10 protein-coding genes are annotated in these 12,455 nt (G+C 43.9%); 2 read left to right on the top strand and 8 right to left on the bottom strand.

Annotation, left to right across the window (positions count from 1 at the left end; all coding sequences use genetic code 11):
- Positions 1–102 precede the first annotated feature (102 nt).
- A complete protein-coding gene (locus RUMAL_RS15865; protein WP_013499700.1) occupies positions 103–1,206 on the bottom strand; it encodes a transglutaminase domain-containing protein in 1,104 nt (367 codons plus the stop codon).
- A gap of 428 nt (positions 1,207–1,634) precedes the next feature.
- Between RUMAL_RS15865 and RUMAL_RS15860 the strand changes: the two genes are divergently transcribed.
- Positions 1,635–2,393 carry a phosphotransferase family protein gene (locus RUMAL_RS15860; RefSeq protein WP_013499699.1) on the top strand — a complete coding sequence of 253 codons (759 nt, stop codon included), beginning with the start codon at positions 1,635–1,637 and terminating at the stop codon, positions 2,391–2,393.
- 174 nt (positions 2,394–2,567) lie between these two features.
- Here RUMAL_RS15860 and RUMAL_RS15855 read toward each other — a convergent pair whose 3' ends face one another.
- From RUMAL_RS15855 to RUMAL_RS15825, 7 genes are all read right to left on the bottom strand, one after another.
- On the bottom strand, positions 2,568–3,359 hold the full coding sequence (locus tag RUMAL_RS15855; RefSeq protein WP_013499698.1) for a P-loop NTPase family protein: 792 nt from the start codon (positions 3,357–3,359) through the stop codon (positions 2,568–2,570).
- Positions 3,360–3,528: 169 nt separating this feature from the next.
- Positions 3,529–5,586, bottom strand: a complete 2,058-nt coding sequence (locus RUMAL_RS15850; RefSeq protein ID WP_013499697.1) for a zinc ribbon domain-containing protein — start codon at positions 5,584–5,586, stop codon at positions 3,529–3,531.
- A gap of 328 nt (positions 5,587–5,914) precedes the next feature.
- Complete coding sequence (locus RUMAL_RS15845) at positions 5,915–6,706, bottom strand: nucleoside phosphorylase (RefSeq protein WP_013499696.1); 792 nt, start codon at positions 6,704–6,706, stop codon at positions 5,915–5,917.
- 118 nt (positions 6,707–6,824) lie between these two features.
- Entirely contained in the window at positions 6,825–7,691 is an 867-nt protein-coding gene (locus tag RUMAL_RS20930) for a DUF3592 domain-containing protein (RefSeq protein ID WP_013499695.1), read from the bottom strand.
- A 114-nt stretch (positions 7,692–7,805) separates the two neighbouring features.
- Positions 7,806–8,333, bottom strand: a complete 528-nt coding sequence (locus RUMAL_RS15835) for a DUF3592 domain-containing protein (protein ID WP_013499694.1) — start codon at positions 8,331–8,333, stop codon at positions 7,806–7,808.
- A 187-nt stretch (positions 8,334–8,520) separates the two neighbouring features.
- On the bottom strand, positions 8,521–9,360 hold the full coding sequence (nadC, locus tag RUMAL_RS15830) for a carboxylating nicotinate-nucleotide diphosphorylase (protein WP_013499693.1): 840 nt from the start codon (positions 9,358–9,360) through the stop codon (positions 8,521–8,523).
- Between the two features lie 21 nt (positions 9,361–9,381).
- Positions 9,382–10,884 (bottom strand): L-aspartate oxidase, encoded by a 1,503-nt coding sequence (locus RUMAL_RS15825; RefSeq protein ID WP_013499692.1) that lies wholly within the window; start codon positions 10,882–10,884, stop codon positions 9,382–9,384.
- A 396-nt stretch (positions 10,885–11,280) separates the two neighbouring features.
- Here RUMAL_RS15825 and RUMAL_RS15820 point away from each other — a divergent pair, with 396 nt between their 5' ends.
- Positions 11,281–12,393: a GntR family transcriptional regulator gene (locus RUMAL_RS15820; RefSeq protein WP_013499691.1), complete on the top strand. Its 1,113-nt coding sequence runs from the start codon at positions 11,281–11,283 to the stop codon at positions 12,391–12,393.
- The last annotated feature ends 62 nt before the right edge of the window (positions 12,394–12,455 follow it).

The following is a 12,455-nucleotide window of genomic DNA, read 5'->3' as shown; positions in this document are numbered from 1 at the left end:
AAAATCCCCGACTTTCTCGAAGTCGGGGTATATTTTCTGTAGCATAGTGTATTATATCATACAGGTACAGGTTTTGTCAATAGCCTTATTTTATGGCTTTGCTTATTCTATGCCTACTGTTATGATATAAAGATCGGGATCGGGAAAATATGGTGCACTTTCCGCGCCGTTCTGCATAACATCGGTTTTCCATATATTTCCTTGCTCCATCAGGTCATCAAGTGCCGCTTCATAGCTTTCCTTATCTGCGAACATCATATCAGCGCCGCCTTCATCGGCGTGAGCGTTCATGATCTCGTTCACCTTTTCAAAGCTGTAACTTTCAAGGAACAGTCCGTTCTTGACGTAGTAGTTCTCATCCATAGAATCACAATGCGGTACAAAAGGAACATCCTCCTCTACCGTTCTGCCTTTCATCAGATGACTGTCATCCAGCAGGAAAAACTTGTGCTTGGGTGCATAGCCTGTTGCAGTCTCTGTTGCATTCTCGTCCCAGGTAACATCCAGCCAGTAGTATTTGCCGTCTATTTTAACATAGTTCCAGGCGTGTTTCTCATTTTTTGCCGTACCGCATACCATGCCGCATTCATATCCCATTTTGCGTGCAGCCAGTGAGAATGCCTGCGCATAGCCCTCGCATATAGCCTTGTGTTCAACAAGGCAGCCGTAGGATGATCCTGCAAATCCGATATCATCAGGGTCGGAAGAGTTAGCTGCGTCGTAATCGTACCGGCATATATCTATCAGCTTATCGTGAAGTGCCAGAAGTTTTTCGTGATCTGTGGCACCGACGCTTACTTCCTTTACCAGTTTGTCGAGCGCCTTGTCCATTTCCTTTTTCATATCAGACAGCGTTTCTTCATCCAGATCGTTCACGCTGTCGCATTCAAGTGTAGTGGTCGAATAGTTAGTGCTGACAGTGAATCCTCCTGTCCAGAACACCTCGGGACAAGCATACCTTGTGCCGTATACCGCGTTCTGCACCATTTCAGTGCTTACAACTCCGTCAAATACGATCTTGCGCTTGCATTCAGCCAGGTCTTTATATACTTTCTTGTTGACCTCTTCCTGAGTGTACTCGCTTTTTTCTATTGAGTGTGCTTCGATCTTTTCATCGACCTTTTCGCTTATAGTTTTTCTTATCTCGCTCAGTCCGCATCCGCTCAGCATAAGTGCTGCCAGTGCCAGACAAAGTCCTTTTTTCATTTTGCTGCCCCCTTAAAGGTGTAGATACCTATATTTTACCATGACACAACTGATTTGTCAACGATGTATTTCCCATGTGATTATATTTCCTGCACTTACATTCCGCATCAGATCAGACCTGTATTTCTGATCGGGATTTTTCATATTTTATATGTTGCATATATAATGCTATATGGATATTATGCACAACCCCGCATATTGCGTTTTATAAATTCTTGACATAAAACACTCTAATAAATGAATAATCACACATATAAATATTAACAAAAACTAAACGTTTGTGAAAATAACGAAAAAGACTTGAAATTCTAATCAGATTGTAGTATAATATAAACAGTACAAAGGATCGTCACCATTACTGTACTGATCGTACATCAAAAAAGTGAGTACGGCAGATAATATTGAAATTATTGAAAAGGAGAGTTACTATGGAACTTAAAAAATTCATCGCTCACGGCGACATCTATGACATCTACGAATGCGACGGAAAATCTATCAATCTTTACAATAAGCCCGAATATAAAGAGAAATGCCTTTATGCGGCGCTTACACACGCAAGATGCGAAACTACGCTGGTCAACTCCTTCATAAAGACACCTGTGCTTCATGAGGTATCCGTTATAGACGGCAAATGGGCTATCTCCTTTGATTTTATCAAGGGCAAGACCCTCCAGCAGCTTATGGATGAAAATCCTGATAAAATGGATACTTATCTCAATCAGTTCATTGATATCCAGATGGAGATACACGCGCAGTATATGCCCTTGCTCTCAAAGCTGAAGGATAAGATGGCACGTCAGATCAAGTCACTCGGTGCTATTGATGAGATCAAGAAGTATGAACTGCTTACAAGGCTTGATTCTATGCCTAAGCACATCAAGCTTTGCCACGGCAATTTTGCACCTAAGAATGTCATCATCAATGATGAGGGCACATACGTTATCAACTGGTCTGCAGCAAGACAGGGCAACGCTTCTGCTGATGTAGCCAGAACATATCTGCTGTTCTGTCTCAGTGATCCTGTGACTGCCGATGCATACCTAGATAAGTACTGCCTGAAGAGCGGTACTTCAAAGCAGTATGTTCAGGCATGGCTGCCGATAGTAGCTGCAGCACAGCTCATAAAGGGCAGGGAAGAGGAGAAGGATCTTCTCATGCGCTGGATAGATGTTGTTGACTATTCCTGATATCAGATAGTATCAAAAGGCGGAGAGCACTTGTTCTCCGCCTTTTTTGTATATATAAAGACAGAAGAAAAGCCCCCCGATTTTAAGACGGATACCCATATAGAAGTTTTGCCCCCAAGCGTTTATGCGCTTAGGGGCATTATTTTTTATACGGTTGTTAAGATAAATCAGAATTTACGTTACTGTGTTTAGTTCCTGAATTATTCTTGAGTATGTTTTGTTCCAGTTTTCATCGGGATCATTGATAATAATATATTTTACATTCAAGCCACGCAGTATTTCTGTTTCTCTGCGCTGACGTTCTTCCAGTGCTTTTATATAGCCGTCAAATCCCGTCAAATGTTCTGCTTTGCCATAAGCTCCGCTGCAATGATAGTCTATAACACCGTTCAGCCAATCCGTTCCACGTTCAGAAACAGTTTTTTCTATTGAATCTCTTATTTTATTGTTATGAAGATAGACAATAAACGGATCCAGCGGTCTTATGATTTCACATATGCTGTTGATATACTCTGATGACTTTTGAGTATCAAATCCGAAACGCATCATTGTTTCACACATTGGGTTTTGCAATAATACGCAGTTAAACACATATCGTTCATTCGGTTTGACCGCATCAATAAATTCTTTCCATTTGTCAAGCATTATGGGACTCTCAGTTTCCCAAGGCAGAAAATCATAAATCTTGTACTGTAAAAGCTTATCAAAAAGCTCACCGCTGAAATGTTTCAGAGAGATAATATATCCGTAGGGTCCGGAAACTGCAGCCTGTTTTATCAGCACCTGTTCTTCTGGTGAAAATTTACTAAATTCGCTTTGTTTTACAAAAGCATGAAATTCATAATCAGCCGGATGATCTCCGCTTCCTTCATCATAGAATTTTGCGCCAATACTATTTGCAATATGTTTTGAAGTTGTGCTTTTGCCCGAACAAGGTAAACCTTCCACTATTATAAGCCTGTGCAAAACATCATACCTCCTCATATTCCGATTTATGTTCGTAACAATTATAGCATAACATTGCTGCATTGTCAATAAAAACGCCATAGTACTTCTGACTGTAAATCAGAAATACTATGGCTGAAAACTTCTATATCAGTTCCGCTCATATATCAGGGGGCTGTAATTATTTTTATCAGGAAGCTTTTTCCTCGTCAGCAGGTTTATCTTCTGCCTTTTCGGTTGCCTTTTCAGTTTCCTTCTTGGTTTCCTTTTCCTTGTCCTTGGAGTCGTCCTTCTCCTCAGCCTTGGAATCGTCAGTCTTTTCTACCTTGCTGTCGTCCTTGTTGTCCTTTTCGGGCTTAGCGGTAGTGGTTGTGGTAGTTTCTTCCGGCTTGGAATCGTCAGGCTTATCCTTTACTTCACCTGAGCTGCCGCACTTGGTAAGTGTGTAGCCTTCCTTGCCGCTGATCTCCTTGTTGAAGTCAGCCATAGAACCATAGAAGTGGAACGAGAAGCTGCTGTAGCTGGACTGCTTGATAAACTTTCCGTTGTCACAGATAATATTGTCAGCAAATACTACTGCGATGAAGGATGCGGATTGCTTTTCTTCGCCGTCTGTCTTGACCTTAACATCATATACACCGTATATTCTGTTTACATAGTCACTGATATTTCTGGAATTGTTCTTGTCTGTGAAAGAAACATAAACGTCTTTCAGTGTCAGGCTTTCTATCTTCTCGATATCGCCATCATATTCAACGTTAGTATCATAGAACAGCCAACTTGAGCTCTTGCCCTGGAGGTGTTCCTTGAGCTCGCTCTCTTCGTCAGCGATCATATCCTTGAAGTCGGCGCTTTCATAAGCAGCACGGCCGTTAGCTGATGTAACGTATGCAGGCATAGTATCATCAACAGTGAATTCCTTTATGAAGTAACCTTCAGAATCGGGCTCACCCTTGATCTTGTAGCCTTCTTCGCTCAGGCTGCTGTAAGGATAAGCTTTTACCTTGAACTTGTCGCCTACTTTCAGGTTTTCGCCGTCCAGGACAGAGAAGCTTACGTTATCAACGATCACCTTGTCCATATCGTCATTGTCAACGCGGGAAACATCCAGGAAAGGTGTACCTCTCTCGAACTTGAACTTGATGTTCTCAAATACGTCGATCTCCTTCAGCTCAGTAAGACCTGTTACTTCGATCTCCTTGGTGAGAGCATCCTTACTCTTAATAATGTAGAACTTATTGTCGCTCTCAAAGTAGAAAGCATCACCTGCGGGCTTCAGCTCATCGTAAGTAGAGCAGGTGATAGTTACCTTGTCACCATTCTTCAGGTTGCGGTCATACTTGTTGTCGCTCTGATATCTTATTTCCTCGGGTGTATCCGAAGTAGTAGACATATTCATGGAACCGCTGCCGTCAACGCCCTCGAAAGAAACAGTCAGGTACTTGCTGTCGAAAGGATCGAACTCGATGCCGTCCTCAAGGTTCTTGACCTCGATCTCAAACTCGGTATTAGTGAGCTTGATCTTAGCATCTTTCAGAGCCTTCTCATCATAATCAACAGTTACCTTTATCTTGTCACCGTTCTTCAGATCCTTCTCCTTGTTGAACTTGGCTTTGATAGTGAAATTTTTCTTGGAATTCGTCTGCAGAAGTGCTTTTCTCATGGAAACCATTTCTGCAGGGTCTTTAGCCTTGGTCCATACCTTCTTCAGCTCTGCCGGATCGAGGGACAGATAAGGAGATACCTTCTTATCTGTGCCTAAAAGTCTCGCAAGATATTCTGCGTCCTCGGCATCAACTACATTGGTGAGATTCTTCATATCCTTGCTCATCGCAAGTATCTTGTCATAATCGTCATACACATCAGCGGGATATGCATTGAGCTCACCTGTTACTGTACCATGGCTGTTCAGACCCTCGAATTCAAATCTGAACAGTTCCTTAGCATCGATCTTCTGATACTTAGTAACATTTACCAGAACGATTATCAGCACGATCACTGCTACAAGTGCGGCTAAGGGTATAATGGCGATCAGTGGGTTTTTCTTAACCTTTGCCACTATCTTCTGTACAGTCTGATTAGGCTGCTTTGGTGCAGCAGCTACACCCTGTGCATAGTTGTTGTACGGCTGTGTCTGGCCATACTGTGGCTGCTGTGTTGCGGCATCGTCGGAAACTACAGCTCCGCAAGAACCACAGAACTTCATTCCGTCTTCCATTTGCGCACCGCATTTAGCACAAAACTTCATAACTTTATCCTCCTGCTCTTCATAATATACTTGTTACAAATTTTAAAATTTGAACATAATGTACACAATAAGTATAAAACATTAATAACCTTTTGTCAAGCCTGATTTTGACATTTTTCGACTTATCACAAATTGATTTTTGTATTTATGATTTCTTTGAGTATTTTATACTATTCGTATCTCGCTATATTGTCGAGAATTAACGACGATCTTTAGTGTGGATACATTATAAAAGAATGTGGTCATCCCGCTGACAAACCACAGAAAATAGCGGTTTACAGAACCTAAGTTGCTTGGCGTAAACAAATGACCCGCATGGAACATTTGCTTACTGATGCTTGTCCTGATGTATCAGTTTGCGTATGGCTTCAACAGCGCACTTTATGCCGCGTGAACTGTCATCGGTCATGGTGTCGGGCAGCCCCTGCTTGGAGCGTTCCATGTTCCAGAGTGCGGTGAGCACGCCGCCGCAGCGTACTCCCAGTACCATGCCCACGGAATATATGGCTGCACACTCCATTTCCGAGGACAGACAGCCGCATTTAACAAAGCTTTTCCAGCGCGGCAGAAGATAGTCTGCCACTCCTGAACGTTCGGGTTCAACCTGACCGTAAAAGCTGTCTTTTGAGTGTACTACTCCAACGTGATACCTTTTGCCGTTCTCATCCGCAGAAAGCTCTTCTGCGCTGTCTGCAAGCGCCCTTACTACTGAATAATCCGCTGCAGCAGGGTAGCCTATGGGCAGGTATTCGTATGAAGTGCCCTCAGCGCGTATGGCACTGCTTGCTATTATCAGATCGCCGCCCCATATTTTCAGGTCGATACCGCCGCAGGTGCCTATGCGTATAAACGTATCTGCGCCGCATTTTGCAAGTTCTTCAACAGCTATCGCCGCGGAGGGTCCGCCGATACCCGTTGAACATACCGTGACCTTTTCTCCGTCGAGAGTGCCTGTGTATACATTGTATTCCCGGTTGTTTGCCACCTGTACAGCATTGTCCAGCAGTGCGGCTATTTTAGGTACACGTCCCGGGTCACCCGGAAGAATAACGTATCTGCCTACCTCATCGGGTAAGGTCTGTATGTGGAATTGTCTTTGACCGTCAAGGATCGATGCCATGCCGATACCTCCTTAAATTTTTTCTTATAACGACATTCGGCACGGTACAGCCTGCTTAGCCGTACCGTGCGAAATGTTTACAATAATATGGTGAAGGATAGTTGGAAATCTAAACAGATCAGTTCAGCTGATTGAAGTCGTTGTAGTCGTTCCCTCCGCTGTATACGTTGTTATTGTCATAGCCGTTATTATAATTACTGTTATAACCATTGTTGTAGTTATTGTTGTTATAGTCGTTATTATAGCTATTGTTATAACCGTTGTTGTAGTTATTGCTGTTATAGCCGTTATTATAGCTATTGTTGTTATAGTCGTTATTATAATTATTGTTATAACCGTTGTTGTAGTTATTGTTGTTATAGTCGTTATTATAATTATTGTTATAACCGTTGTTGTAGTTATTATTGTTGTAGCCGTTATTATAACCGTTGCTGTTATAGGTGTTGTAATTGTAGTTGCTATTGTTGTTCATGCCATTCAGTAAAACGCCTGTGCCTGCTGCAGCTCTGCTAAAACCGGAACCGCCTGACTTTGCTTTCTGGCTGATCCCGCTGATGACAACGATAAGTCCTATAACCCCAAAGAATCCTGATACGATCATACCGCCTTTGCCGTTTTCATCGTATCTTGTATAATGCTCCTTTTCGGGATTTGAAGGATTGTATTTTACAGCAAGGGTAGAGCCTGTTTCGAGTCTCTCGGATGCGCTGAGAGTTGAAGTACCGTAAACGGTTTTGTTATCTGCATCAAACGCATAGTTTGTCCTATAAACGTAGTAAGTTACTCTGCGGTGTTTACCTGATTTTCTAGTCCTGCGCTCCGAACTTACAGACTGGACCACACCGGTTGTGGATTCAGTACAGCGCTTATGCATATTTCTTGTGACGCTGCTGGTATAGAACATAACAAGTGCGATTATCACCCATATCAAACCAAAGAATATCATAAATCCGGGACTTGACTTAGTATTTCTTCTTATTGCCATTTTCTTCTACCTCCGTTTTGTTGTACATGGTTTTTTCTATACACATATATTAGCACTTTCCTGTGCCTTTTTCCACCAACTAAAATTTACAATTTCGCAACGAAAAGTTGCAGTTTACTGCCACTGTTCATATTTGCTGATATCGTCGTTCTGTTCCTGCTTTTTACCGAGGTGAGAAAGGAACAGCCCCACAAGTATCACTATAATACCGACACCCACAAAACCCAATCCCATGTACTTGAAAAGAGTTGCTACAAAAGCAGTGGTTTTATCTGCTGGTACAAATGCTTTATTCGGAGAATCTGGGTCTATCATGATCTCTGCATTATCGCCGACATTATAGGGAGGGTGATTTGAATAAGAATTCGTTGAGAATTCGTAGTCTGCGCCCTCAAACTTATAGCTGTAGACCGGTGAAGTCAGACCGTCTTCATTATATTTGTAGCTGATGACATACGCTTCGATGGGGACGGTGCATCGTGCCTTTGTTTTCTCGATGCTTTTGCCTATAATGATACCTACTGTACTGAATATACCGCCTATCAGTATGAATATCGCCATTACTAAACTTATAACGAATGCGGATGAAACATTTCTGCTTGTGCCGTTTACGTGGAATGAAGTATTTACATTCATGTTCATTTGACAGTCCTCCGTTTTGATCAGTGATATGTCTGTATATTATGCCTCAATATACAGCAAACGACATAAATCGTGTGTTTATGTCGTTTGCGTAGTTCTGATCATATTTTAATAATATCACGTTTGACGGCAAAAATCTACCAACTATACTTTGAGATCCCGCAACAACAGGTTGCATTTTGCAGTATCATTTCACCATCTTCATGGAGATATCGAATGCCTTGACAGAGTGAGTCAGTGCACCAAGAGAGATTATATCAACACCTGTTTCAGCTATGCCGCGGATAGTTTTTTCGGTGACGTTGCCGGAAGCTTCCAGCAGTGCCCTGCCGTTTGTCAGCTTAACGGCTTCTGCCATTTCCTCGTTGGACATATTATCCAGCATGATTATCTCAACACCGAGGTCAAGGGCTTCTTTAAGCATATCCATATCGGCAACTTCGACTTCTATCTTGACAGTATGACCTGCTTTTTCGCGCAGTGCGTTGACAGCGCCTGTCATGCTGCCGTAAGCATCAAGATGAGTATCTTTCAGCATAGCACAGTCGGAGAGATTATAGCGGTGATTCTTACCGCCGCCCACGGTCACTGCATACTTCTGTATAGCCCTGAGTCCCGGGAGAGTCTTTCTTGTATCGGCAACGCTTGCCTTTGTGCCCTCGATAAGCTGTACACACTTATTGGTAGCTGTAGCGATGCCCGACATATGCTGCACCAGATTCAGCGCAGTGCGCTCACCTTTCAGCAGTGCCCTTGTGGGGCCTGTTATCTCAGCTATGATATCACCTTTCTGTACAACTTCACCGTCATGTATGAAAATGCGGAATGATACTCTGTCATCCAGCAGCTTGAATACTCTCAGCGCAACTTCTATTCCGCAGAGGATACCCTCGTCTTTGGAAACATACTTGGCAGTGCTGACAGCATCATCGCTTACCAGCAGGTCTGTAGTAACGTCAATATAATTGATATCCTCCAGCAGTGCTGTCTTGATGATATCATCTATCTGGAATTGCATAAGTCTCATAATATTACCTCCGTGGGGTCATCAGAATCCGTGTTCGTAGTCAACGTAATCAAGTGGCACGCTCTCAAAGGCTATCTCAACAGCCTCGGTAAGAACGATGTAAGCTACCGTCGCAAGGCTCCTTGCCTCGACATAATCGCGGTCTAGCTTGTAATTGCCTTTTATCAGCATTTCACGTATGTGAGCGACTCTTGTAAGAGAATCCTGCAGGCTGCCGATATCGGGCAGTACAAAATAGGATCTCTGCATGATAGACCTTATCTCACGGCGCAGTCCCGAGGGGATATGCTCGGCGTTTTCGTCTATCTTGTAATCATAGCTTTCCAGCTTCTTGCTCTTGTCTATCTTCTTTGCGATGTCATGCGCTGCGCGGCGTGAGAATACCAGAGCTTCCAGCAGAGAATTGCTTGCAAGCCTGTTGTTGCCGTGAACACCCGTGTGAGAGCATTCGCCGCAGGCATACATACCTTCGATATTCGTTCTTGCATAGGTATCAACATTTATGCCGCCCATAAGGTAGTGGTGACACGGGAATATGGGCACAGGTTCCTTGGTCATATCGTAGCCTGCTTCCAGCAGGTTCTTGTATATCATCGGGAATCGGTTCTTTACGAACTCGGGATCCTTATGGGATATATCTATATAGAACTCGTCCGAGCCTGTTTTCTTTGCTTCGAATATGATAGAATGCGATACAACATCTCGGGGAGCAAGTTCAAGTCTGCGGTCATAGTTCTGCATGAATCTTTCCTTTTTGCAGTTGAGCAGATAAGCGCCCTCGCCGCGTACAGCTTCGGATATCAGGAAACACTCTCTGGTCTTGCGGTTGTTGAATGCGGTGGGGTGGAACTGTATATAGCTGAGATGCTTTATCTTTGCGCCCATATCGTATGCCTTGGCTATGCCGTCACCTGTAGCGATAGCTGAATTGGTAGTGAACTCGTAAACTCTGCCGATACCGCCCGTTGCGAATATGGTCTTATGGGAATTGCAGGTGATGTATTCGCCGTCCTTTAATATAAGGAAGGAGAAGCCGTCCCCTACCTTGTGACAATCGCACATCAGGGCATTCTCCCATATTTCCACATTGGGGAGAGTCTGAACATAAGCGAGCAGCTTGGTCTCTATCTCGTAGCCCGTAGCATCCTTATGGTGGAATATGCGGTGCTTGCCGTGACCGCCCTCAAGGGTGCGGTGATAATCACCGTCCGGCTTCTTATCAAATTCAACGCCCAGCTGTATTATCCTGTCGATATCCAGCGCCGCCTCGGTAACGAGTACCTCGGTGGAATCGGGATCGTTCTCAAAGCCGCCTGCTATAAAGGTATCCTCCTTGTGGAATTCGGGAGAATCCTCCGGGCTTTTATAAACACCTGCGATACCGCCCTGTGCCAGTGCGGAATTACACAGAGTAAGCTCACGCTTGGCGAGTACCAGGACCTTCAGATCGGAAGGGAGGTTGATCGCCCCGTAAAGACCCGCAGCGCCGCAGCCTGCAATGATAACATCATAATTTTTGCTCATAAATTTTACCCTCTTTGCTATGCAGAGATTTACATCGAAACAACAGCGCGGGACATGATGACCCTCTAACTGTATACTTATTCCATTATAACACAACTAAGACTGAATTTCAATACTAAATACAAAAAAACAGTATTATCCGATGTTTTGTAGTTGATGACATTCAGCGCTGAGGAACTGCAGACCGTACAAGTTCTTCCGGCGGATAATAATAGGATATCTTTGGTTAAAACTGACAAAGAGCACCGCGGTGAATTTGCTAACTATACAAAAGCGGTTGAGATTTCGTGAAGTTGTATTTACAAATGGTGGAAATCGTGTTATAATTTGTCTGATTAGTAATGTCATATATATGCGTGTGGTAAAATTTGTCATACAACTTGCAGGGGGGCAGTAATGGATAATTATAAATATATGTTGATCGTGGACTGGGTCAAGGAATATATAGCTGAAAAAGGGCTGAAGCACAATGATCGTTTCCTTACCGAAAAACAGCTTTGTGAGATACATGGTGTAAGCCGACAGACTGTCAGGCAGGCACTGATGATGCTTGAAAGCGAGAATATAATAGTACGTGTACGCGGAAGCGGTACCTTTGTTGGCAGCAGGACGGCTGTTTCAGCGCCGGTATCCGTCAAGGGCAGCATAGGTGTAATATCAACTTATTTCAGTGATTACATATTCCCGCATATAGTTACAGGCGTGGAGAGCGTTCTCGGGGCTGCGGGCTGCACTATGCAGCTGGCGATAACTCACAATCAGGTATATGAGGAAACTCAGGCACTTGAGAGTATGCTGGCAAACGGCGTGCAGGGGCTGATAGTCGAGCCTTCAAAGAGTGCGCTGCCGAATCCGAATATGGAACTTTATGCAAAGCTGAAGCGTGAGAATATCCCGCTGGTGTTCTTCAACGCGAAGTACCCATGGGCAGACCAGCCCTGCGTGGCGATGGATGATATTGCTGCGGGAAGAACGGTGACGGATCATCTGTTTGACTGCGGACATACAGCGATAGCAGGTATTTTTGCGCTGGACGATCTGCAGGGGCATAAGCGTTACAGCGGATATATGCAGAGCTGTCTGAGGCATGGGATACGCGAATCAGAGCGTAATGTTATGTGGTTCGCAACATCGGAAAGAGAAGATATGTTCAGCAGTGCAGAGGATAAGCTGGTAAGTCTGCTCAAAGGAAAGACGGCTGTGGTGTGCTATAACGACAAGATAGCGGTCAGGCTGCTGAAACTTTGCAGGGACAGGGATATAAAGGTGCCTGGGGATATATCTGTGGTCGGCATAGATGATTCAAGGTATGCATCTATATGTGAGGTGCCGCTGACAACGGTGCATCATCCGCAGAAAAAACTGGGAGAAGCTGCAGCTGAACTGCTTCTTGGTATGATCGAGGGTCGTGTTGACCAGCCCAGGGATATACTTTTTACTCCCGAACTGGTAACCAGAGAATCGGTGGCAGATCTTAGACTGAACGGGATCATTAAAAAGGGATTATGACATAGATGAGGGAGATCCTTTTGAAAAAGGATCTCCCTCATTTTCAGCAAAACAGTAAATCG

Source organism: Ruminococcus albus 7 = DSM 20455, assembly GCF_000179635.2.
Classification (GTDB): Bacteria; Bacillota; Clostridia; order Oscillospirales; family Ruminococcaceae; genus Hominimerdicola; species Hominimerdicola alba.
The sequence above is the reverse complement of the archived record's forward strand: the minus strand, read 5'-3'. Positions and strand labels throughout refer to the sequence as shown.